Raw genomic sequence first — 21,589 nt, 5'->3', positions numbered from 1 at the left:
TGACCTTTTGACTGTGTAGTGACTTTTATGCTTCCGCGACCAACTGCGATGGGCATGATGGGCGTCGGGTCTCTCTTGCCGATAGCAGCAACAAACCAAAAGCCACAGCGCCTGCCAACAGCATCGCCAAAATCACGGTGTGATAGTTGTAGAGCTCAGCAACAAAACCAACCGTCACGCTGGATGCCAAACTTGCAATCATGATGGCGTTATTGAACAAGGTTGTCGCCACACCCATCTGGTTTGGCATCTTGTTCTGAATCACCACCATCCCGAGACTTGCACTGATACCAACCGCCAAGCCGTTCAGCATTTGCAACGCATACATTTGCCAAAGTGCACCCGCATTAAACAGCAAGGCATAGAAGAGGCATGCCGCTGCCGCACTGAGCACCATCAGGCGTTGAGGGGCAATTTTAGCAGCCCACAGGCCCGCCAGTACCATCACGGGAATTTCCACAAACGCTGCCAAGCCGAGTAACTGACCCGCCACTGATCCTGCCATATCCAGTTCCTTTGTCACATACAAAGGGATCGACATGACATACATGTTGTTGGCCAAAAACAACATGAACACCGCACCCAGATATAACGGCGCTCCCGGGATTTTGCGCCATGACAGGCGCACTTCTACTTCACCTTGAGTATCCGTTTCTTTGATTTTGGTTGACGGGAACATACGCCAAACAATCAATACCGAAATCACCATGGTGACAGCAGCAAACAAGAATGCGCCGTTAAAACCGAAGGCATCGTACAGGATGAAAGCCAGTGGCGGGCCAATAACCCAAGACAAGGACATCATGGCGCGCATCAGCGATACAAACAGCGTGCTGTTATCGCCAAGGTTCTTGTCCGCAAACTCGCGGCCAAGTGCAAAAGTCTGTGGTAAAGCGGCGGCCGAAAAGCTCGAGATGAAGATCATCACAGCCAAAGCCAGATAGAAGTCGCGGATCATCATGAACAGTGCCATCACAACGATAAACGCGCCTTGCGCCAGCAAGATGATTTGGCGGCGTTCCCAACCCACATCTGACAACTTGGCAATACGCTGCGAAACCATCACTCCGCTAAAAATCGAGATGGCGAGAAACACGCCCATTTGCAACGGCGTGGCGTCCAATCCATCGACAACAAAAATCCCTAAAAGTGGATAGAAAAAGCCACCGCCGAGACCAGCAAACAAGCTGACCAGCAGGTAACAAAGCGCGGCTTTATTGGTCAAAAAACTTACGTAGTTTTTCATGAATTATTTCCCATAAAAATGGTGTACACGAACGTCTGATTGAACAGTCTGTCTGACTATCTCTTTCTTATTTGCGATGCAGTTTAGGGACAAATATGCACCTCGTGTGATAGCTATCGAGCAACCGCTGATACTATTCATTCAATTTCTTCCAACCCACTGACAATCCGGGTAAAACTACAACTGCACCAACCTTTACCAAGCGAGAGAACTTCATGCGGCCAACCATTGAACGTGTTCATAAAGCCGTCAGCCCTAGCTGGCACTTTACGGATTACCATTGCACCGAGCCTAAGATTGGCGTGCAGTGCGGCTGGCATTACCACGATGAAATCGAGCTGGTGCTGTACTACGACCCTCATCATGTGGCACCCGGTAAAATCATCATTGATGATTACGTCGGCGAAGCGGCACATGGTTATGCCTATCTCACCGGTCCCGGTTTACCGCATATGCTGACCCGAGTGGCTTCGACGGCCACGCCGGAACGCCCCAGCAGCTCACATGTGCTCTGGCTTGATCAGTCTTGGATTCAATCCCTGGTGGTCACGGTGCCGGCATTGTCTGCCGTCAGTGACATGTTGGTACGCGCAAACAAAGGGCTGATGTTGTCCAAAGCGACGTTCGATGCTTTGTACCCTTTGATGAATGGCGCGTCGCAGCTGAAACCTGCCGCACAGTTTGTGCGGGTGGTGGAAATCCTTATGCTGCTGTGTGAAGACAAATCAGCGCAAACACTGACTTCTCGCCCTTTCTGCTTTTACGTGGCGAAAGATACGCCAATTCTCGACAAGCTGGAAAAAGCGCAGCAGTTTATCGCCGACAATTACAATGCGCAAATATCTGTTCAAGATATATGCAGCCACCTCCACATGAGTGAAAGCTCGGTGTACCGGATGTTTGAAAAGCATTTCGATGACAGCTTCTCAGATCACCTTAAAAATTATCGACTTGGAAAAGCCTGCGAGATACTGGTGCGCTCCAATATCCCAGTGTCAGTTGTGGCGGAGCGGGTGGGATTTTCTAACCTGTCGAACTTCAACCGGCAATTCAAAACAGCAAAAGGGATGACCCCAACCGAATTCAGGAAGCTGTTTGGGTAGAATAAGAGTTCCCAGTGTCTGGGAACTCAATCACGTTAGATGTAGTTGAAGAGCGAGAGATCTTTGGTCTTGGCAAAAGCCTGCTGAGAAGCCTGCAATGCCAACATGTTTTCATTCATGTCGATCACCGCTGTCGAGTAATCCAAATCTTCCATGGTGCCAAGCGAGCGGTTAAGCACCAGCTTGAAGTCTTTGTGCATGCCTTCCTGTCTGTCCAACGTCGTCAGACGGGTACCGACTTCAGAGCGTGCTTTGTTGAGATGCTTGAACGCAGCAGAAAACTGTTCGGTGACCTGATGCAACTCTGCCGTCGCTGAAGCATTGAAGATACTCTCGTGTGATAGCTCGATACCTTTCTTGAACGCATCAAACACGTTAAACGTATCCTGACGCTCCAGCACAATCTTGTCACCATCCAGCATTTCGCCCTCAAAACTCAGGCTAAGTGTTCCCCACTGCACACCGTTTTGCGGATCGTAGACACCGGCACTGACCACGCTGCCATTTTGGGTCAGCTCATAAGTGGTTTGGCCGCCACTATCCACGCTAAAGCTCACCGCATAGTCAGAGTTATCAGCATTATTGGTGTTTTTGGCTTGTGCCAGCAACAGCAAGGAACCGCTGTTCAAATCGTATTCCGGTTGATAGTCACCGAACGGGTTTTTGATTTCCATAAACACCTGATCGCCCGGATCGCTGGTTTGCACTTCAACCGCCGGAGCGACTTGCGCGGTGCGGTGATAACTGTCGCCGGCATAACGCACATTCAGCGCACTGTCGCGATAGAAAGGTTGCTTACTGGACTGGGTACCAGAGAACAGGAAATTGCCTGATTCATCTTTCGCGTTGACCAGATTCATGAAGTTGTCGAACAGACCTTTGAGATCCTGGCGGTGAGCCGTGCGGTCATCATCAGACAAGGAACCGTTGATCATTTCCATCGTCTTACGTTTCGCACTATCGACCAACTGTTCGGCATCATCCACCGCGATTTCCGCACGGGTTTGGCGGTTGCGGGCAAGGGTGATCGAATCGATGTATTGATCGAGCTGTTTATCCTGCTGGCGGAAGTTCTGGATATAAATCGAGGAAACTGGATCGTCCCCCGCTGTCAGCACACGCTTACCCGTGGCAAGCTGGTCTTGGTTATCCTGCAACTTCACCTGCTGACGCATCAGGTCATTCGAGACTGACTGGTAGTTGTGAAAACTGGCAATACGGCTAATCATCACTCAGATCCTTATCGGGTTGCATTCAGCAGAGTTTCAAAGGTTTCATTCGCGGCGGTCATGATTCGGGAAGACGCCATGTAGGCTTGCTGGAATTTCATCATGTTTGCCGCTTCTTCATCGAGGTTAACCCCGGAGATCTCTGCTACACGCCCAGCCGCTGCATCATGTTCAACGCGGCTGACATCCTCAAGGCGGGCAAAGGAGGCTTTCTGTACACCTAAATCCGTGTTCAGGCCTTCATAAACGTCAATCAGACTGGAACGGCCACCATCCATCAGTTTCTGGGTTTGAAGCTGCTGCATGCGGATAAGGTTACCGTTTTCACCGTCGGCAGGAAGCAAACTCACTGCAAAGATATCTTCTGCCGCCGCGCCCGGTGTCAGCTCAAACGTGGTGCCATTGACAGTCACCGGAGATGCTGGCGGATAGGCTTGCGGTGCAAGGAGAATATTGCCTTTCATGTCCAGAACAGCGAATTGAGAGGCATCAGGAGAAATCGCCACCTGAAACTCTTGTTGCGCGCCTTGTTGAAGCACTTTCAGATTTCCCTGACCAGTGATAACAGAGGTGGAGCTGATATAACTCTGGGCGGCAATTTTTGCCGGGTCTTCCATGGTGACGGCAATCTGGCCGGCACCTTGACGCACTGGACGGAGAATGACGCGTTCGCCCGCAGCCAGACCTACATCAACCTGAATGCGCAAACCATCATATTCAATCGACGGTGGCGAACCGGAAGGCGTAACAGCAACCATGTTCTTTTCCGGATCGACCAAAGTGTATTGGCTACCATCAAACTTCAAGTGGTAATCGCCAATTTTCAGTTGCGCCAATTCGTCGATATAGACTTTCAGTTCGGCTGTGGAATCCGACGCTTTCACCACGCGATCACGGGCGAAGTCTTCGCTGTTGAAATCCACATAAATGTTTTCACCCACCTGACCAGCAAGATCAAAACCCTGCGATTGCAGCTCGTTGATCGACATGGCAAAGCCTGCGGCTAAGCGGCCAAGTTCATCACGGGCCTGTGCCAGCGTGTTATCACGGTATTCGAACATCGCCCCCAGCTTGCCGCGAATGTCACCATTGTCGATGGGTTTGAGTGCTTTACCTTCCACCAGTGCTAAACGGCGTTTCTGGTAGTCCGGTGTGCCCGGCACCGTTTGCAGTTCACTGGCATGCAAGCCGGAAACCAATGTATGACCGCTACCGATAATGACGTTATACAAGCCATCATCACGCTGGTTCACACTGACTTGGGTAAATTCAGAGAGCTCATTGATAAGCTGCTGGTGACGGTCAAGCAAATCGTTATCCACCGCCTGCGATTTAAGGATCGCTTTATGGATATCCACAATCTCCGCACCAATGTCATTCATGCGTTTTAGTGTGGCGTCGATTTGGACGGTGGTATCCGCTTCCTGGTTTTGCAGAACATTATTGATGTCGTTGAGACCGGCAGCAACCAGACGAGATTTTTCCAGCACCACTTTACGGGCGCCCATGTCACTTGGGCTGTCTGCCAGCCCTTTTACCGCGCCATAGAACTCATTCATGTTCTCTGGAATTTTCTTCGCAGAGTGAGACATCATGTCATCCAACATGGTGAGTTGACTGTTACGGGTTTGAGCGTGAGCCAATGCAGAGGTGGTGATATTCAATTCGTTAACGGCAAACTTGTCGTAGTTGCGGCGAACGGCTGCCGCGTGCACGCCGTGGCCCCATTGGTTTGCCGACCAATAGGCAGAGTCATTGGCACGCTGCTCAACGGACTGACGGCTGTAGCCATCAGTATTCACGTTCGAGATGTTGTGACCCGTTGTGTTCAGCTGCCGCTGTGCTGTCAGAACGCCCTGAGAACCGAGCGTCAGCAGATCAAACCCCATTCTGCCCCCGTATGCGGAAACGCATAACCTACGAAATTGTCTATTGAGCAGAATAATTCAAGAATCGTGCCACAGGGTATAAGGTCTAAAATTCAATGAGATGGGTGATACTTTCAACAACTTGGCGTCGACTTGTGCCGCCAAAGGCAAGGGATTGCCGCCAAACAGTATCAACTGTTAAGCCAGCTCCAAAGCCCCAGCGAGAAATTGGGCAAAAGATCGATACCCAGGAATGACTTCAGCAAATAGAGAGAGGTGATCACAATTGAGAACAGTACGAAGCTACTCAATAGCAAAACCAGTACACGTCCGGCATTGGCTGCCTTCTCTTCTGCACGGGTAAGTTCACGGCGGTTACGGCCAAAGAGGAATACCAGGTAGTAGTTCCACCCAAACCCACCAATGACAGTTCTGAAATCGATGGCATGGCGAGCCTTCGCACGGGTGCCAAACATGAGTTTAAGCTGGAGTAATTGCGCATCGGTGAAGGATTCCGCAACATCCTTCGGAGTTCTCTCCAGAAATGAGCGGATAAACGGATCGCTGTGGATTGAGCCGCTGGCATGCTCTGAGATGGTTTTTGGTCCCTGTTCGGGTTCTCTTTCCTGCTTGGGTAGTTGCTCTGCCATTTGCCTTCACCTTTCGCTGCGACAGAGCGGAAAACAACAAACCGCCCTTGCGGATTATTGTTCCATCATGCCTTTAACACGGTTAAACACACTGATCACTTTGTCGGAGTACTTAGGATCCGTTGCATAGCCCGCTTGATGCAGACCACGGATAAACTGTTCAGGCTCTGCGGTCTGTTGTAGGGCGGTGGCATAACGCGGATTCCGGTTCAGAAAACTCACGTAATCATTGAAACTGTCTTCATATGAAGCATAGGCACGAAATGACGCCATTTCCTGCACCGGGATATCATCATGAAATTCCAGCGTCTGGGTGGCTACTTTGTTACCATCCCAGCGGGGATCCGCTTTGATGTTAAAAAGGTTATGGCTGGAACCACGCGCATTGGCGATCACTTTCTTGCCCCAACCCGTTTCCAGTGCGGCTTGCGCAATCAAAATGGCAGGATCTGTCCCTAAGGTACGAGCGGCCTTTTTCGCGTATGGCGTTAAGCGGCTAACAAACTCATCCGGGGTTTCAAAAGGCTTACTGGCTTCTACTTTTGGTACAGCATTTTGCTGCGCCAACATGTGAGCGCTTGGAATAACGGTGTCATCAGAAAGCGGCGGCAATACTTGCTGTGCAGCCTCCTCTTCCGTCATGTTTGGCGCGAGTGGCAGCGTTTGCTGCAGGCGAATACGATCGCTCGCGCTGTTGTCACCCACATCCATCGGTTCGCTGTTTTGCAATCCTTTGAATTGCTGAACAATCAGATCGGCCAGCCCCAACGAGCCTTCGCGGGAAAGCGCACTAGAAAGCTGTTCGTCTGCCATTTGTTCATAGAATTTGGACGTGCGGTTATCAATCAAATCTGACTCGAAGGCTTCGTTGGCACTTCGCATCGATTTGAACAGCATTTGGGTAAACAGAGCTTCAAACTGTTCTGCCGCTGCGTGCAAGGCGTCGTCTGATTGCTCGCCGTTCGCCGCTTTCTGGCGAAGAATGTCCAATCGGCTGAGGTCGTGAATAAATCCGGTATCTAATGGTGCTTTCATGGCTTAAATCACTATCAGTTGACCGTCGATAGCGCCCGCTTGCTTGAGCGCCTGCAAGATTGCCATCAAGTCCGAGGGTGCCGCACCAACGCCATTAACGGCGCGAACCAAATCATCCAGCGTAACACCGGGTTTGAAGTGGAACATGCGGCCATCTTCTTCCGTCACTTCCACACCGGAATCCGGCACGACGACGGTTTCACCGCCAGAGAATGCACCTGGCTGGCTGACCTGCAGATTTTCGTTAATGGTGACTGTCATGCCGCCATGTGTGATGGCCGCAGGACGAAGACGTACGTTTTGACCCACCACGATGGTGCCCGTGCGGCTGTTCACGATGATTTTTGCCGCAGCATCGGCCGGAACAAACTCTAGGTTTTCTACCGTAGAAAGGAAGGCAACACGTTGGGACAGATCACGGGGTGCACGGACACGCACTGAGGTGGCATCCATTGCTGATGCGGTATTTGGCCCAAGGAAACTGTTGATGGAGTCCGCCATGCGCTGCGCGGTGGTGAAGTCCGATTCGAACAGGTTGAAAGTGATGTGATCGCCACGGCCAAACGGTGAAGGCACTTCCTGCTCGACCGTCGCGCCGTTGGTGATGCGGCCAACAGTTGGCGTGTTACCGACGATAGATGAACCGTCTGCACCTTCCGCACTGAAGCCACCCACAATCAGGTTACCTTGTGCCACGGCATAGACTTTACCATCCAGACCTTTCATGAAGGTTTGTACCAGCGTACCGCCGCGCAAGCTCTTTGCAGAACCGATGGACGACACTGTGATGTCAATTTTCTGGCCTTGCTTTGAAAATGGCGGCAACTCAGCACTAACGGCTACGGCTGCCACATTCTTGGTTTTCGGTTTGGTGCCCGGTGGCAATTGAATGCCGAAGTTTTTCAGCATGGCATTAAAGCTTTGATCGGTAAACGGCGTGCTCTCACCTGTTCCGGCAAGACCTACCACCAATCCGTATCCCACCAATTGGTTGCTACGTACACCCGCCACTTCCGACACATCTTTAATGCGGGCAGCTTGTGCCGCTGGGGCAACCAATAGGGCGATTAAAAACAGCTTTAGCCAACTCTTCACGTCAATTCTCCGGCATCTTTTCTATGCGTTATAGAACGACATTAAAGAATCGTGCCAAGAATCCCTGATCCTGCGTATCCTGACGATCGCCAGTGCCTGAATACTGGATGCGGGCATTGGAAATACGCGTCGAGGCGATGGTGTTCTCTGACGTGATGTCGTCTGGGCGAATCGTACCGCTCAAACGGATATATTCATCGCCAGTGTTCAGCGTCAGCCATTTCTCACCACGGATCAGCAAGTTACCGTTCGACATCACATCAATCACTTCAACGGAAATCGAACCGGAAATGCTGTTGCTCTGGTCTGCACTGGTCGAGCCGCTGGTAGAGTTATCATGCGCGGCGGCATATGACAGGTTGCGGTCGCCAATCGTCACTTCCTGACCACCTAACGACAGTGGGTCCATGCTCAGGTCGCTCGATTTTGCCGCGTCGCTGCTGGCGCTCTTTTTCGCCTGCGTTTTCTCTTCCAGCATCACAGTCACGATATCGCCAATGCTGCGCGGTTTGGTGTCATCGTAAAGATCTTGCGCACTCACTGCACTGAACAGCGAGCCTGTTGCCGTCGCATAGTGTTCCGGCTGGCGGGTCGGATGAAGTGGTGTCCAGTTTGGATCACCAGCTACCGGATCTTCGCGTTCACGAAGCAGGCCAATCAGCCCTTCACTACCCGGTTCGGTATTACCTTCAACCGCGTCAGTTTCTGTTGTGCCCTGCACGACTTCGCTTTGATTTTCCGCCAAAAAGGCTTCTGGATTCATCATTTCGCAACCGGAAACCGTCGCCAGCATAAATCCTGTGATCAGTAACTTTTTCATCCGCCTTTTACTCCTTTATAGCTGCTGGTTGACGTAGCTCAGCATCTGGTCGACAGACGAAATCACTTTGGAGTTCATTTCATAAACCCGCTGCGCTTCGATCATGTTGACCAATTCTTCGGTGACGTTAACGTTGGAGGTTTCCAGCATTGATTGTCTGACGCTGCCAAGGCCATCAAGACCCGGTACACCCTCTTGTGGGTCGCCACTCGCGCCCGTTGGCAGGTAGAGGTTTTGCCCGATAGGCTCAAGACCGCCTGGGTTGATGAAGTCAACTGTCGTGATCTGTCCGATAACGGCATTGGCCTGCTGTCCACGCAATCTCGCAGAGACTTCGCCATCAGTACCGATAGTCACCTGAATGGCATCCGGCGGTACGACAATTTCTGGCTCCAGTGGATAGCCCGCACCAGAGGTCACAATCACGCCTTCGTCATTCAGCGTGAATTGACCGTTGCGCTGGTAACCGATGTTGCCGTCTGGCAGCAAAATCTGGAAGAAGCCGTCGCCTTCGATCATCAAGTCGAGGGCGTTGTTGGTAGTTTGGGCATTACCATTGGTGTGAACGCGCTGCGTTGCCACCACTTTCGAACCGGCCCCCAACATCAAGCCGCTTGGCAGTTCGGTGTTCTGTGAAGACTGACCGCCAGGCTGGTTGATGTTTTGATAAAACAGATCTTCAAAAACCGCGCGGGACTTTTTAAAGCCCACTGTCGAGGCGTTCGCCAAGTTATTCGAAATGGTCGAAATGTTGGTCTGTTGTGCGTCTAGGCCGGTTTTACTCACCCACAGTGCTGGATGCATACTGAATTCCTCTCAATTAACCCATGCGCAGCAGAGAGTTAGATGCTTGATCCATTTCCTCTGCGGTTTTCATTAGTTTGACTTGCATTTCAAAGTGACGCTGAAGGTCAATCAGTCCCGTCATCTCATTGATCGGGTTGACGTTACTGCCTTCCAGTGCGCCAGTCAGAAGTGACACTCCTGCGTCAGCTTCATACACGGTGCCGGGATTAATCGGCTTGAATACACCGTTTTTGTCTTTAAAAAGCTCATCGTTATTCGGGCGGACAAGCTTGATGCGGTCGACTTCTTCCATCGCTTCCGGTGGCGCGCCTTGTGGCAACACAGACACTGTACCGTCAGTCCCGATTTCAATTTTCGAAACCGGTAAAGGAAGGAAGATTGGCGCGCCACGCTCTCCCAGGATCAAATGGCCGTGACCATTTTGCAGCATTCCCGTTTGGTCAACTTTTAGGTTACCGACTCGGGTGTAGCCCTCTTGACCTGTGCCATCCAAAACCGCCAGCCAACCGTCACCTTTAATGGCAACGTCAAGTTCACGACCAGTGGTGATAGTTGAACCTTGTGCAAAGCTGTACCCAGGACGCTCTGTCATGTTGAACACACGGGTCGGTAAGCCTTCTCCGTATGCTTGCATAGCACGAGCCTGTTCCAGGTCTGCGCGAAAGCCAGTGGTACTGGCGTTTGCCAGGTTGTTGGCACGCAGCTGTAAAGCCTGCATATCTTGTTTGGCGCCACTCATGGCGAGAAATAGTGCGCGATCCATTAAGACGTTCTCCTGTCGCTTATGCATTAAAGTAAGCAAGAAGAGTGCCAAAATGTAATATTATCGAATTACAACAAGTTAGTGCGAGAAGTGAGCAGATTGAGGAGAAAGATAAGAATAATTCTGGGAAAAGAATTGCCGCCCGGTCGCCGAGCGGCAAAAGAACACATATAGCGATTAACGAATCTGGAGAATCGTCTGTTGCATCTGGTTACCTACTTCCAGCGAGCGTGAGTTCGCCTGGAAGTTGCGCTGTGCGGTAATCAAGTCCACCAGCTCTTGGGTCATGTCGATGTTTGACTGTTCAATGGTACCGCTTTTCACTTTACCGAACGCGCCCTGCATCGCTTCACCCCATACAGCTTCACCTGACTGCTGGGTCACTTTCCACTGGGTATTACCAGCCTGGGAAAGGCCTTGCTGATTAGATACTCGAACCAGTGCCACACGACCCAGTGCAACGTTTTCACCGTTACTGTAAGTCGCCATGATGGTGCCTTTCGGGTCGATATCCACTTTGGCCAGATAGCCCGTGGTCGCACCATCTTCCGTGAACTTGCGCATTTCAAATGGCGATGCGTACTGGGTTGGTTCTTCAAAGTTGATCGTCAACGCTTGTGAACCGTCGGCACCGTTCATTTCAAGGCCAGCACCGTTAGGACCAAACTCTACGGTCTGGATTGGCGCGCCATTGTTTACGGTATTCACTGAACCGTCGCTGTTAAATTCAATCGAGTGACCGACCTGACCGGTTGCACTGGTGAATTCACCGGCAGTCAGACTCAGCGGCTTTTCACCGGTCGCGTCTGTTGCCGTGTAATAAACAGCCCACTTGTTCGGTGTCACGTTATCTTTGACGTAGTAAGTGGTCAGTTTGTATGGCTGACCCAGTGAGTCAAAGATCGTGGCTGATGTCGATTTGTTGTATGTGTCTGGGTCTTCAGGATTGAATAGCGCTGGATCTTTCTCTGCGCCACCTGCTGGCAGGTTCAAACCAATATCGACATTTTCAGATGCACGTGGCTGACCAAACTGATCTGGCACGTTCAGCGCTTTCGGCTCAAAAGAACCGACTTGCAATGTTTCATTATCAACGTTGTAGCCCAGCAGGAACTGACCCTCTGAGTTAACAATGTTGTTGTTTTTATCAAGGTGGAAAGCACCGTTACGGGTCAACACGTTGTTTTGCGTTGCCAGGTTGTCGTTAGCAACCGCGAAGTAACCGTTACCACTCACGCGCAAGTCCAGCGGGTTATTGGTGTAGATACTGGAGCCTTCATGGAACTGCTGCGCAACAATCGAGGTTTGCACACCACTACCCGTTGTGGTCTTTGCGTTCGAGAAGATCGACGCAGAGTAAACGTCACCAAACTCAGCACGCGACTCTTTAAAACCAAAAGTGTTGGCGTTCGCAATGTTGTTACTGGTGGTATTCATGTCTTTTTGAGCTGCCGCCAGGCCACTCAGTGCGATATTTAAAGCCATTGCTGGAACTCCTCTGTCCTTTTAGCTCTTGCTCACGTTGCCAAGGCTGGATGATTTACCTACTTCAAGCACTTCGGTGAGCTTGACCGGAGATGCGTAACCGGCGATGTTCAACATCACGTTACCGTCGCCATTCCCCAATAGAACACTGTTGACGTTCGCGTAGGTGGAAAGCTCAAGATCCTGAGACTTACCATCAATGTTGCCGCTTACGTTGACTTTGTAATTACCTTCCGGCAGTGGGTTGCCAGCATCGTCTTTGCCGTCCCACTCAACACGGTGATCCCCTGGAGACTTGGCACCCATGCTAAAGGTTCTCAGCAACTCGCCACGCTCGTTCTGGATTCGGACAATCACATCGTTCAGGGCCTGTGGCAGTTTCACCATACCGGCAATGCCACCTTCCGCTGATTTGAAGCCTTCGTTACCTGGAACCAATACATCCTGACCTACCAGAGAGGATGCCTGCAGCGCTTGACTGGATGTCATGGCCGCATTCAGGGAACCGAATTGGTCGTTCATTTTGCCGATGCCGTCTACGGTCGCGAATGATGCCATCTGTGCAATCATCTGCTCGTTATCAACAGGCTTGAACGGATCCTGGTTTGCCAACTGCTTGGTCAGCAGTGACAGAAAATCTTCTTGCTTAAGGTCGGTCTGGCCAGTGACTTTCTCACCAGTATCACCACGCTCAGCACGTTGTTTTTCTTGCAGCGCTTTTAGCTGGTCGATGTAGCTACCGCCACCTGCTCCGCCTGCGCCGTCAATAGGATTCATAGTGCCGTACTCCTACCTTATTTGCCCATTTGTAGTGTGCGCATCAGCATTTGTTTGCTCGCTTCTGCCACTTCTACGTTGGTTTGATAAGAACGGGATGCTGAAATCATGTTAGCCATTTCTTCCATCACGTTGACATTGGGCTTGTAAATATAGCCTTCCGCATTGGCCATTGGATGCTCAGGGTTATACTCTGCGCGCAGTGGCTTTTGGCTTTCAACAATACCTGCAACACGAACCGGTACGCTATCGCCTTGCTGGTATTTGTTTAGCTCTGCTGCGAACACAGGATGACGTGCTTTGTACGTCTCTGCCGCTGAACTGCTCACTGAGTTAGCATTTGCCAAGTTACTGGAGGTGGTGTTGAGTCGAACGGACTCTGCACTCATGGCAGAACCTGTGACATTAAATACGTTAAACAGACTCATCCATTATTCCCCTTTCAGTGCCTTGGACATGTTTTTAAACTTGGAGCCAAGGAAATCCAATGACGCTTGATATTCAAGGGCGTTTTGCATGAACAGGTTACGTTCTACCTGCGCATCAACGGTGTTGCCGTCGCCGGTATCAGGCTGGTTTGGAATGCGGTACATTTTCTGGCCGTTCACCTGAGAGGTGGCAGGGATATGCCGCTCGTTGGTACGACTCAGGCCAAAGTTTGCCCCAGAGGTTGCCGCTTGCAGCGCACGTTCGAAGTCAACATCCTGCGCTTTGTAGCCCGGCGTGTTGGCGTTTGCCAAGTTGCTCGACAGGGTTTCCGCCCTTTGAGCACGCACACCGACTGTGTGTTGATGAACGCCAAGCGCTTTGTCGAATGATATCGCCATACGGCACCTCCAAAAATCTTCTACCGGATAATTTGCAAGTAAGATGCCAACTTTAAAACCTCATTCACCAAAGGTGTTAGCATCTATAAAATCATAAACTTAGTAGTATCCGGCTATTTGTTAAGCGGCAATGCGCTTTTCAATAGATACAAAAAAAGCGGCAACTTCTGTGCCGCTTTTCCGAGACGTAGGTAAAACCTACTTTAATTTATAGATGATACCGGGGTTACAACGGATCATATCAAATCTGTCTGTCAGCCCCGTCAGGGATTCTGATGCACCCAGCAACAGATAACCGCCTGGGTTCAGGCTACCCGCCATCTGGTTCAACACTTTGGATTTCATGTCAGGTGAGAAGTAAATCAACACGTTACGACAAAAAATAATGTCAAACTTGCCCAGCATGCCATAGCTTTCCATCAAGTTTTGTGGCTTGAAGGTCACCATGCGTTTGAGCGTGTCTTTCACCTTCATTCGCCCTTCGCCGGCATCTTCAAAGAACTGACGTTTGCGTTCCGGTGACAGGCCTCGGCTCAATGCCAGGTTGTCGTAAATACCGGTGCGGCAATTTTCGAGCATGGTGGAAGAAATATCTGTCGCTGTTATCGATACATTTCCCAACATACCCGGCTTCTTTTGCTGCACTTCCTGAATGGTCATGGCAATCGAATAAGGTTCTTGTCCGGATGAGCTTGCCGCTGACCAAATTTTGATTGGCCTTTTGCTTTCTGCCACTTCTGGCAAGAGACGGTTGGCGAGCACCTCAAACGGATAGGAATCCCTGAACCACAAGGTTTCGTTTGTGGTCATGGCATCAATGGCTGAGACAGCCAGATCGCGGTTACGGTTTGTAAGAACAAGCTGAAACAGTTCAGTCATTGAAGCAAGCTTGTATCGCGTTAGCAGAGGGCTGAGTCGGCTTCTAACAAGATATTGCTTGCTATCACCTAGAACAATGCCACATTTGCTTTCGAGGTACTTACAAAAATCACGATACTCTTGTTCTGTTATCGCTATATTCGTCATGGATTAGTTTTCTTGACCTTTACCTTTCACCGCGTTCATTACGGCTTCGCCGAGTTCATCTGGGTCGAACTTCGGAATGAATGCATCTGCCCCAACTCGCTGTACCATCGCTTCATTGAAGACACCACTGAGCGACGAGTGCAATACTACATGAAGATCTTTGAGGTTAGGATCTTTTTTGATTTCAGTCGTTAAGGTGTAACCGTCCATCTCTGGCATCTCGATATCAGAGATGACAAGTGCAAGATCATTGATGGTGCCTTCCGCCGCCATGCCCTGCAATTTATCTAGTGCATCTCGTCCATCATGCGCCAAAACAACGTTGTAGCCAATGGTTTCTACTGCACGCTTCACCTGACGACGAGCCACACTTGAATCGTCAGCTACCAATACGGTAGTTGGCGCTGTGCCGCCTTCCTCAAACACAGGTTTGTTCGCCAGCACTTCTTCACTGATGTCTTCGTTCACTGGCGATATCTGATTCAGAATTTTTTCTACGTCAAGAATCTCCACCAGCTCACCTTCGATTTCAGTCACTGCGGTCAGATAGTTAGAACTGCCGGTACCTTCTGGTGGTGGCAAGATCGACTCCCAGTGCATATTCACAATTCGCTCTACTGAACCCACCAAGAATCCCTGCGTTGAACGGTTGAACTCTGAAATGATGATAAAGCGGTTTTCTGGGTCTGTGATCGGCATGCCGCCTGTTGCCAGACTCATATCGATAACTGAAATGGTTTGTCCGCGGATGTGTGCCACACCTTTAACCAGCGGATGTAAATTTGGCATGGAAGTCAGCTTCGGGCACTGGAGTACTTCCTTTACTTTAAAAACGTTGATGCCGTAACGCTGCTTACGCATCAAACGAAAGGTCAACAGCTCTAAGCGGTTTTGTCCGACCAGTTGCGTACGCTGATTGACCGTATCAAGAATCCCCGACATAAGATAAACTCCATATTGCCCTGTTTTTGTTATCGTATTGCAGCAAACATCTTCGTTTTCACCCGCATTCTTGGCATGCGAATTGAAGGAATCACTGCATCTAAATTCACCATACTAACCAATATGTGACATATGTGTTATCAACGATTAGTCTGGCTCTTTATCGGCACGTTTCTCTATAGCTTTAGCTCAATTATAGCCGCTGCACCATTAAGTCAACTCGATGCAGTAAAAGAAGCCGCAGAAGCGCATGTAGAATCTCTGATCACCGCTCCCGAATATGGAAAGCTTGAAGTTCAGGCAAGCAATCTGGACAGTCGCCTACAGCTGTCTCACTGCCCTTCGCCATTAAAGGCAGATGTTCCTGGCAGGCAATCTCTCAATAAGAGTGTCACTGTGATGGTGAGCTGTGAAGAAGATGGCTGGCAAGTATATGTGCCCGTGCAAATTAAACTACTCACCCCCGTCGTTGTCGCTCGTCGTCCCTTGGACAGGGGCATGACGATCTCCCACGATGACTTGATTGTGCAGCTGGTCGATGCGCGCTTTCAACGCGGACAAACCTACACAGATGGCACAACCATTGTGGGCTCCCGCATCAAACGCGTGGTCGGTATTGGCGAGCCCATCAGTGGTAATGATATCTGTATGGTCTGCCGTAATGACGAGGTGATTATTACTGCGTCCGGTAGTGGACTGAATATTATTGCAAAAGGGACAGCATTAAGTGACGGTGCTCTCGGTGAGCAAATTAAAGTCCGTAACAGCAAATCCAATCGGATAGTCGATGGTACAATTACCGCAGTCGGTCAAGTAGTAGTAAAATTCTAATTTAATGCAATTAAGTGCTAAAGTTCATATTAATGCGGCCGATACTGTGAGCAACAGAAGGTTCGGACAGAGATAAGGCTTTATTATGGCAAGTATCGATCATCTGCGTTCTGGTCAGCCATTGAGCACGAACAGAAGCAACCAAAGTAAGACGCAAAGCACCGCCGCCGAAAGCGGTAATGCTGGCGAAGTGCGCAATCATCGCGGGGATGCATTCTCTATGAGTGACGAAAGCCGCGCAATTGGCGCACTCAATCAGCAAATGGCGAGTGAAGCCCATTTTGACAGCGCGAAGGTAGCTGCAATTAAAGCCGCTATCGCTAACGGCTCGTACAAAGTGGATGCAGACCGACTGGCTGCAAACATCATGAAGCACGAAGACGATCTTCGTGGAATGAAGTAATTCGTCATGTCTGAAGCACTCTCTTTTGAGCAACTTCTTCAGGCACAAGCTGAGAATGTTAACGCGCTGCTTGAAGTCATGGAAAACGAAACCTCGGCCATTGCCTCCCGAAAGGCAACCGACATAAACGCGTGCGCGAAGCAAAAACTCACTCTGATTCAAAACATCCAGCTACGAGATGCCCAACTGGCAAAATGTCCCGAGCTTCAATCACCTTCTGAAGAAAGCATCGCGGTTATCTCAAGCATCAAAACGTCCCTTGAAAAGTGCCACCAGTTAAATGACGCCAACGGTGTTGCACTTCAGCGTGCTCAACTTAGCATGCACAAGCTTCGTAACCTGTTCCAGGAAGCTGCAGGGAAAAATGAAATGACTTATGACAGCGAAGGTCAGGCATCAGGCAGCCGAACACTAGGCACTAATGTTAAAGCCTGAAACTTAAGCATGAATCCAAAAAGAAAGCCGCTCTACTGAGCGGCTTTCTTTTTATCCAATGTCTATCTTCTAGAAAATAATCGAGTCATCTCTAGGCACATGATGGGATTCACCATAATCTGACATCTTCTTCATTTTACGCAGATTCAGCTGCAGCTCAGTGACATAGCTGTCACCCACTTTGTAACTGGCAATCACTTCTGCCGCACGGATGATGCCATCTGATGCACCATGGGTTCTATCCTGCCCCAATTGCTGATCCTCCACCTGGGTCAAACCACTCACGCGAATGCCGTACACTTGCTCAGACAGCTCTTTATAAGCTTCTAGTTTCGACGCTCTCATGGCACGGAACTGTTTTTCTTCTTCCGTTTCGCCACGTTGTGCGCTAATTGATGCCGTGCCTACCGCTGTCAAAATGTCATCTGAGCGAATAGTGGTAATAGGTTGGCAAGCGGTCAACATCAATAGCATTGCCAGAGTTAGCCAAGTTTTCATATTCACTCCAGAATTACGGTTTCAAGATAATGGTGTCAGTAGGATGTTTACGCTGATCGCCACGGATGATCACGCCATCTTCAATGCGAACTTTACGTAAGGTATCGATGTCGCGGCCAATTCTGTCCGCTGGGAGGAAGCCCTGTGCCGATGCGACCACGACACGAGAACGCATACCAACGATGCGGGCATTAACCAGCACACCACCACCTTGGCGCAGCATGGTGCCAGTAAGCACGTAATCGATTTGCTGCTCTGGGTGTAACTCTTTCCAATCTCGGCTTAGTGAAAAATCGCCGTCTTTGGTTACCCGGATGGTGCCGGTATTTTTGAAGTCAATGACAGTAAAGCCGCGTCGCTGCATCTGGTAAATCATGCCTTCAGTCACGGAGTTCCCCAGCCAGTTGGTTTCATCCATCTCTTCAACATCGACAAAAGACACAATCGCCATCGGCGTTCTGGCAGTCAGGTAGTTGTTGGTCTCCAACAACTCTTCCGCCAAACCGTCCATAAAGTAATCCAATGTGTGTCTTGGGGTTTGCTGCAACAGGAACTGGCTACCCGAATACGGTTCTTTACCGTTGTAAATCGGGTTATAGGCGCAAGATACGGTTGCTAGACTGAGTAATATCACTATCCAGTTTTTCATTGTCGTCTGGCTCCGGACACGATTTAGGACTGACCTGTTACACCTAGGGCAAAAGCCCAGTCCACTGTTCATCCCTATTTCGGGAACATTATTTGCATTGAGTGGCTATATTCTCGCTTTATTGGCTAACCACCTTGCCGCTTTTTCAGCGATGTTATCTGGTCTAGCAATTTTTATACCTACTATTGGAAACCAAGGTTATGCGCAAAAGAATTCTTAAGCCTCTCGTCGCTTGTATCGCGCTGGCATCTGCCTCTGTTAACGCTGCGTGGTACGAAGTGACTGGGGTTAGCACGGTTTTGGAAAGCAAAGAGCAGGCAAGAGAAAGAGCCTTGGAAGATGCGATTTATCAGGCATTAAAATTCTCCGGCGCAGATATTGCCGGGCTGACAAGCATCCGCCCTTACTTGAAAGAAGCGAAAAACGACTATCTGTTCAGTGGTGATGAAATACGCCACATTCAGGTTCTGGAAACGAAGGAGAAAGGCGGCGTCATGAAATTGACAGCCCGCATCGATATTTACCCAACGGCAAATGCTTGCCACAAGCATCAATACAAGAAAGGTCTGGTCATGGGCCGTTTCGATATTGTTTCTCCACAACACGCGGCGTTGGGCGGCATCTTCCAATTTGGCGATGATTTCACAGTCCTGCTTCAGCGACAATTTGAAACCCAAGCACAAAGCTTTGTTGTTCAGGGTATTACACCTTACTCAATTTCTCCGACTCAGCCTGATGTTGCCACTATGGTGGCGGAAGATACTGGCGCACAGTATCTGTTAGTCGGCACGATTACTGATATGACGGCAACCATTGACCAAAAAGTGCTGAGAAAAGATCAGACAAACCGTCAACTGGCATTGTCAATTGATGTGATTGATGGGAAATCCGGTGAGGTAATTTATCAAAATATCTACCGCGACATCGCTACCTGGCCGTTTGAACGACACAGTAAAGTCGATACAAAAACAGCTCGTTTCTGGGCTTCGCCCTATGGCGAAATGGCACAGCGAATGAGCCGCAATATTTTGTTGGATCTCGAAAGTAATCTGGCATGTAGAGCGACAACCCCAGAGATCGTCTCGATCAACGGTCAAACAGGGCAAATCAATGCCGGTCGTATTCATGGTGTGAAACATGGTGATGAACTGGCGCTATGGCACAACGCCTCTTTCACTGATCAATATGGCATTCACCGTACCCAAATGAAAAAAAGCGCCATTGGCCTGTCAGTGACCCGTGTTTACGAGAGTTCTGCGGAAGTTGCGGTGTCTCCTGTCGAGCTGGGTTCTAGCATTCAGATCGGCGACTTGGTGACCAAATACACTCAGTAACTTCTTTAAAGCCTTAACGTTACGGCACAATTGGGTATACTAAACATCCGGCGTTGATATTCTCCACATCAGCGCCAACGCTCCCATAGCTCAACAGGATAGAGCAGTCGCCTCCTAAGCGATCGATCGGGGTTCGAGTCCCTGTGGGAGCGCCATTTTTAATTCTCCGCGTTCCATTTTGTTCGTATCCCCTCTCCATCGAATACAATTTCTTGCCATATGCCCTAAATGAAAAACGGGCCACAAGGGCCCGTTTTGGAGATAAAGACAACGTTCTAAGAGATTAGAAGTACCATTCAGTACCGATACGAATCATTGTATCTTCGCCTTTGTAGCTACCTGCTGCATCACTTTGCTGCGCTACACGCAGGAAGGTGTATACAGAATTGAAGCTGTGACCTACTTCACCGGTGATGGTTTCACGCTTCAGGAACTCATCTTTCGCGCCATCAGTTTCGCCGTCTTGAGATGCATAACCCAGACGGAAGTTAGTTGCGCCCATATAGTAGTTAGCTTGGATGGTGTAAGCATCGATTTCGCGCTTATCGTAACCATTGGTTACTGCGCCGGTGCGGTCAAACTCGCCTGATTTGTATGCTGCAGCAATCATCACACTGTCGATTGGACGCAGCTCAAAACCAGCAAACCAGTTGCTCGTATCACCAACAACATTCTCGTTGTGTTTAACAACAATGTCCTTACCCTGTGAGTCAGTACCAATAATTACTTTGCTTTCCTTTGAATCGAAAATCGTGTCATTGGTATTTTCAAATGCAGCGTGCAAAGTCAACATTTGTACGGGTTTAATAGTGAAACTACCACTGTAGAATTTGGAGTCTTCAGTATTTTCGCTACCGTTACCACCAGAGATGGAGAACTTAACCATGTCTGCAAACATTGGTGAGTCGAAGCGGATTTGCTGGCTCTTACGGTCAAAGTGGAAACGCTCACCGGGACGCCAACCACGGTCAAACGTCGTACCCATGTTTGAAGCACTGTATGGCCAGTCAACCAGTTCGTACATAGGTGTCAACATACGACCGAAGCGTACTTGACCCCAGTCATCACCACGCATACCAACAAAGGTGTCACGGTTACCGATATCAGCACCAGCATCACCCATCCAGCCAGATTCCATCTGAACGAATGCTTCAACAGAATCGCTCATTGCTTGAGACGCACGGAAACCGACTCGAGATTCGTTTTCTAGCGCGAAAGTGCTGTCTTTAGTGCCATAGTCTACAGCTGAGATAGAAACAACACCGTAAAGCTCTACTGAATTATCTTCAGTTTGCGCGATAACGTAAGCATTTGCAGCTGTTGAAGCCATAACTGCTGCAGCTACAGCCGAGCCAATTACTGTGCGTTTAAAAAATTTGTCCATGGAAAACTCCTAATAAAAATGAGTGCCTCTGATGGAGAGTTCTCCTTCTTTTAGTTGGCCGCCGAAAGAAAGAGAGCATCAGTGCTACTTATTGATTTCGTTTATCAACACCGCAGAGATTAATTAATTTCAAACAAAAAAAAACCACTTACTGAATGAAGTTTGAATCACCTCACCAGACACATATAAATAGTTATAAAAACCAATTTTAACAATAGGTTACTAGATAATAAAATCACATAAAACGCACTCTTATTTAGATTGCTTACACACATAGAGATCAAACGCACAGGAACATGCCTCAACCCAGACATCTAAATTCTTATAAATTGGAAATGAAGGTTATATCCGTGATCAAGATCCATCGAACAGTGCGCATTGG

Annotated in this window: 23 protein-coding genes and 1 tRNA gene; 6 read left to right on the top strand and 18 right to left on the bottom strand. The window is 49.4% G+C overall.

Annotated elements, in window-relative coordinates; genetic code table 11:
• Positions 1 to 25 precede the first annotated feature (25 nt).
• Positions 26 to 1,246, bottom strand: a complete 1,221-nt coding sequence (locus tag RN22_RS02150; protein WP_046302907.1) for a sugar efflux transporter — start codon at positions 1,244 to 1,246, stop codon at positions 26 to 28.
• Positions 1,247 to 1,461: 215 nt separating this feature from the next.
• Between RN22_RS02150 and RN22_RS02145 the strand changes: the two genes are divergently transcribed.
• Positions 1,462 to 2,349 carry an AraC family transcriptional regulator gene (locus RN22_RS02145; protein WP_046302906.1) on the top strand — a complete coding sequence of 296 codons (888 nt, stop codon included), beginning with the start codon at positions 1,462 to 1,464 and terminating at the stop codon, positions 2,347 to 2,349.
• 35 nt (positions 2,350 to 2,384) lie between these two features.
• On the opposite strand, the gene flgL is transcribed toward RN22_RS02145, so the two are convergent.
• From flgL to RN22_RS02075, 14 genes are all read right to left on the bottom strand, one after another.
• Complete coding sequence (flgL, locus tag RN22_RS02140; protein ID WP_002537895.1) at positions 2,385 to 3,578, bottom strand: flagellar hook-associated protein FlgL; 1,194 nt, start codon at positions 3,576 to 3,578, stop codon at positions 2,385 to 2,387.
• 11 nt (positions 3,579 to 3,589) lie between these two features.
• Positions 3,590 to 5,467 carry a flagellar hook-associated protein FlgK gene (flgK, locus tag RN22_RS02135; RefSeq protein WP_046302905.1) on the bottom strand — a complete coding sequence of 626 codons (1,878 nt, stop codon included), beginning with the start codon at positions 5,465 to 5,467 and terminating at the stop codon, positions 3,590 to 3,592.
• Between the two features lie 170 nt (positions 5,468 to 5,637).
• Complete coding sequence (locus tag RN22_RS02130; protein WP_046302904.1) at positions 5,638 to 6,096, bottom strand: hypothetical protein; 459 nt, start codon at positions 6,094 to 6,096, stop codon at positions 5,638 to 5,640.
• A gap of 54 nt (positions 6,097 to 6,150) precedes the next feature.
• Positions 6,151 to 7,131 carry a flagellar assembly peptidoglycan hydrolase FlgJ gene (flgJ, locus tag RN22_RS02125; protein ID WP_046302903.1) on the bottom strand — a complete coding sequence of 327 codons (981 nt, stop codon included), beginning with the start codon at positions 7,129 to 7,131 and terminating at the stop codon, positions 6,151 to 6,153.
• 3 nt (positions 7,132 to 7,134) lie between these two features.
• Positions 7,135 to 8,226 carry a flagellar basal body P-ring protein FlgI gene (locus tag RN22_RS02120; RefSeq protein ID WP_002537900.1) on the bottom strand — a complete coding sequence of 364 codons (1,092 nt, stop codon included), beginning with the start codon at positions 8,224 to 8,226 and terminating at the stop codon, positions 7,135 to 7,137.
• A 28-nt stretch (positions 8,227 to 8,254) separates the two neighbouring features.
• Positions 8,255 to 9,046: a flagellar basal body L-ring protein FlgH gene (flgH, locus tag RN22_RS02115; RefSeq protein WP_002537901.1), complete on the bottom strand. Its 792-nt coding sequence runs from the start codon at positions 9,044 to 9,046 to the stop codon at positions 8,255 to 8,257.
• 15 nt (positions 9,047 to 9,061) lie between these two features.
• Entirely contained in the window at positions 9,062 to 9,850 is a 789-nt protein-coding gene (gene flgG, locus RN22_RS02110; protein ID WP_002537902.1) for a flagellar basal-body rod protein FlgG, read from the bottom strand.
• A gap of 16 nt (positions 9,851 to 9,866) precedes the next feature.
• Positions 9,867 to 10,616 (bottom strand): flagellar basal-body rod protein FlgF, encoded by a 750-nt coding sequence (gene flgF, locus RN22_RS02105; RefSeq protein WP_002537904.1) that lies wholly within the window; start codon positions 10,614 to 10,616, stop codon positions 9,867 to 9,869.
• Positions 10,617 to 10,793: 177 nt separating this feature from the next.
• A complete protein-coding gene (gene flgE, locus RN22_RS02100; RefSeq protein ID WP_046302902.1) occupies positions 10,794 to 12,101 on the bottom strand; it encodes a flagellar hook protein FlgE in 1,308 nt (435 codons plus the stop codon).
• A gap of 21 nt (positions 12,102 to 12,122) precedes the next feature.
• Positions 12,123 to 12,878 carry a flagellar hook assembly protein FlgD gene (flgD, locus tag RN22_RS02095; protein WP_002537906.1) on the bottom strand — a complete coding sequence of 252 codons (756 nt, stop codon included), beginning with the start codon at positions 12,876 to 12,878 and terminating at the stop codon, positions 12,123 to 12,125.
• 17 nt (positions 12,879 to 12,895) lie between these two features.
• Entirely contained in the window at positions 12,896 to 13,306 is a 411-nt protein-coding gene (flgC, locus tag RN22_RS02090) for a flagellar basal body rod protein FlgC (protein ID WP_002537908.1), read from the bottom strand.
• 3 nt (positions 13,307 to 13,309) lie between these two features.
• Positions 13,310 to 13,705 (bottom strand): flagellar basal body rod protein FlgB, encoded by a 396-nt coding sequence (gene flgB, locus RN22_RS02085; RefSeq protein ID WP_002537909.1) that lies wholly within the window; start codon positions 13,703 to 13,705, stop codon positions 13,310 to 13,312.
• A 198-nt stretch (positions 13,706 to 13,903) separates the two neighbouring features.
• Positions 13,904 to 14,731, bottom strand: a complete 828-nt coding sequence (locus tag RN22_RS02080; RefSeq protein WP_046302901.1) for a protein-glutamate O-methyltransferase CheR — start codon at positions 14,729 to 14,731, stop codon at positions 13,904 to 13,906.
• A 3-nt stretch (positions 14,732 to 14,734) separates the two neighbouring features.
• Positions 14,735 to 15,673: a chemotaxis protein CheV gene (locus RN22_RS02075; protein WP_046302900.1), complete on the bottom strand. Its 939-nt coding sequence runs from the start codon at positions 15,671 to 15,673 to the stop codon at positions 14,735 to 14,737.
• Positions 15,674 to 15,805: 132 nt separating this feature from the next.
• On the opposite strand from RN22_RS02075, the gene flgA reads away from it, so the two are divergent.
• The 3 genes from flgA to RN22_RS02060 all read left to right on the top strand — a co-directional run bounded on the left by flgA (position 15,806) and on the right by RN22_RS02060 (position 17,342).
• Complete coding sequence (gene flgA / locus RN22_RS02070; RefSeq protein ID WP_046302899.1) at positions 15,806 to 16,504, top strand: flagellar basal body P-ring formation chaperone FlgA; 699 nt, start codon at positions 15,806 to 15,808, stop codon at positions 16,502 to 16,504.
• Positions 16,505 to 16,589: 85 nt separating this feature from the next.
• The gene (flgM, locus tag RN22_RS02065; protein WP_039849825.1) at positions 16,590 to 16,907 is read left to right on the top strand and encodes a flagellar biosynthesis anti-sigma factor FlgM; all 318 of its coding nucleotides are present in this window, start codon (positions 16,590 to 16,592) and stop codon (positions 16,905 to 16,907) included.
• Between the two features lie 6 nt (positions 16,908 to 16,913).
• Positions 16,914 to 17,342 (top strand): flagella synthesis protein FlgN, encoded by a 429-nt coding sequence (locus RN22_RS02060; protein WP_046302898.1) that lies wholly within the window; start codon positions 16,914 to 16,916, stop codon positions 17,340 to 17,342.
• A gap of 69 nt (positions 17,343 to 17,411) precedes the next feature.
• On the opposite strand, the gene RN22_RS02055 is transcribed toward RN22_RS02060, so the two are convergent.
• Together RN22_RS02055 and RN22_RS02050 are read right to left on the bottom strand one after the other, a co-directional pair.
• Positions 17,412 to 17,840, bottom strand: a complete 429-nt coding sequence (locus RN22_RS02055; RefSeq protein WP_002537919.1) for an LPP20 family lipoprotein — start codon at positions 17,838 to 17,840, stop codon at positions 17,412 to 17,414.
• Between the two features lie 13 nt (positions 17,841 to 17,853).
• Positions 17,854 to 18,489: a FlgO family outer membrane protein gene (locus tag RN22_RS02050; protein ID WP_046302897.1), complete on the bottom strand. Its 636-nt coding sequence runs from the start codon at positions 18,487 to 18,489 to the stop codon at positions 17,854 to 17,856.
• Between the two features lie 200 nt (positions 18,490 to 18,689).
• On the opposite strand from RN22_RS02050, the gene RN22_RS02045 reads away from it, so the two are divergent.
• Both RN22_RS02045 and RN22_RS02040 read left to right on the top strand, forming a co-directional pair.
• Positions 18,690 to 19,823 carry a flagella assembly protein FlgT gene (locus tag RN22_RS02045; RefSeq protein ID WP_046302896.1) on the top strand — a complete coding sequence of 378 codons (1,134 nt, stop codon included), beginning with the start codon at positions 18,690 to 18,692 and terminating at the stop codon, positions 19,821 to 19,823.
• 79 nt (positions 19,824 to 19,902) lie between these two features.
• A tRNA-Arg gene (locus tag RN22_RS02040) sits at positions 19,903 to 19,978 on the top strand.
• A gap of 128 nt (positions 19,979 to 20,106) precedes the next feature.
• Here the strand turns inward: RN22_RS02040 and RN22_RS02035 are convergent.
• Positions 20,107 to 21,207 (bottom strand): porin, encoded by a 1,101-nt coding sequence (locus RN22_RS02035; RefSeq protein ID WP_046302895.1) that lies wholly within the window; start codon positions 21,205 to 21,207, stop codon positions 20,107 to 20,109.
• Positions 21,208 to 21,589: the final 382 nt, after the last annotated feature.

The organism is Grimontia sp. AD028, from assembly GCF_000973155.1.
Classification (GTDB): domain Bacteria; phylum Pseudomonadota; class Gammaproteobacteria; order Enterobacterales; family Vibrionaceae; genus Enterovibrio; species Enterovibrio indicus.
The sequence above is the reverse complement of the archived record's forward strand: the minus strand, read 5'-3'. Positions and strand labels throughout refer to the sequence as shown.

Bases quoted from the DNA above. Each gene is read 5' to 3' on its own strand.
- flgA (WP_046302899.1), top strand. From the start codon at position 15,806: ATGTGTTATCAACGATTAGTCTGGCTCTTTATCGGCACGTTTCTCTAT.
- RN22_RS02060 (WP_046302898.1), top strand. From the start codon at position 16,914: ATGTCTGAAGCACTCTCTTTTGAGCAACTTCTTCAGGCACAAGCTGAG.
- flgK (WP_046302905.1), bottom strand. From the start codon at position 5,467: ATGGGGTTTGATCTGCTGACGCTCGGTTCTCAGGGCGTTCTGACAGCA.
- flgE (WP_046302902.1), bottom strand. From the start codon at position 12,101: ATGGCTTTAAATATCGCACTGAGTGGCCTGGCGGCAGCTCAAAAAGAC.
- flgJ (WP_046302903.1), bottom strand. From the start codon at position 7,131: ATGAAAGCACCATTAGATACCGGATTTATTCACGACCTCAGCCGATTG.
- flgG (WP_002537902.1), bottom strand. From the start codon at position 9,850: ATGCATCCAGCACTGTGGGTGAGTAAAACCGGCCTAGACGCACAACAG.
- RN22_RS02075 (WP_046302900.1), bottom strand. From the start codon at position 15,673: ATGTCGGGGATTCTTGATACGGTCAATCAGCGTACGCAACTGGTCGGA.
- RN22_RS02080 (WP_046302901.1), bottom strand. From the start codon at position 14,731: ATGACGAATATAGCGATAACAGAACAAGAGTATCGTGATTTTTGTAAG.
- RN22_RS02055 (WP_002537919.1), bottom strand. From the start codon at position 17,840: ATGAAAACTTGGCTAACTCTGGCAATGCTATTGATGTTGACCGCTTGC.
- RN22_RS02150 (WP_046302907.1), bottom strand. From the start codon at position 1,246: ATGAAAAACTACGTAAGTTTTTTGACCAATAAAGCCGCGCTTTGTTAC.
- RN22_RS02045 (WP_046302896.1), top strand. From the start codon at position 18,690: ATGCGCAAAAGAATTCTTAAGCCTCTCGTCGCTTGTATCGCGCTGGCA.
- flgB (WP_002537909.1), bottom strand. From the start codon at position 13,705: ATGGCGATATCATTCGACAAAGCGCTTGGCGTTCATCAACACACAGTC.
- flgH (WP_002537901.1), bottom strand. From the start codon at position 9,046: ATGAAAAAGTTACTGATCACAGGATTTATGCTGGCGACGGTTTCCGGT.
- RN22_RS02035 (WP_046302895.1), bottom strand. From the start codon at position 21,207: ATGGACAAATTTTTTAAACGCACAGTAATTGGCTCGGCTGTAGCTGCA.
- RN22_RS02145 (WP_046302906.1), top strand. From the start codon at position 1,462: ATGCGGCCAACCATTGAACGTGTTCATAAAGCCGTCAGCCCTAGCTGG.
- flgC (WP_002537908.1), bottom strand. From the start codon at position 13,306: ATGAGTCTGTTTAACGTATTTAATGTCACAGGTTCTGCCATGAGTGCA.
- RN22_RS02050 (WP_046302897.1), bottom strand. From the start codon at position 18,489: ATGAAAAACTGGATAGTGATATTACTCAGTCTAGCAACCGTATCTTGC.
- flgL (WP_002537895.1), bottom strand. From the start codon at position 3,578: ATGATTAGCCGTATTGCCAGTTTTCACAACTACCAGTCAGTCTCGAAT.
- flgF (WP_002537904.1), bottom strand. From the start codon at position 10,616: ATGGATCGCGCACTATTTCTCGCCATGAGTGGCGCCAAACAAGATATG.
- flgD (WP_002537906.1), bottom strand. From the start codon at position 12,878: ATGAATCCTATTGACGGCGCAGGCGGAGCAGGTGGCGGTAGCTACATC.
- RN22_RS02130 (WP_046302904.1), bottom strand. From the start codon at position 6,096: ATGGCAGAGCAACTACCCAAGCAGGAAAGAGAACCCGAACAGGGACCA.
- flgM (WP_039849825.1), top strand. From the start codon at position 16,590: ATGGCAAGTATCGATCATCTGCGTTCTGGTCAGCCATTGAGCACGAAC.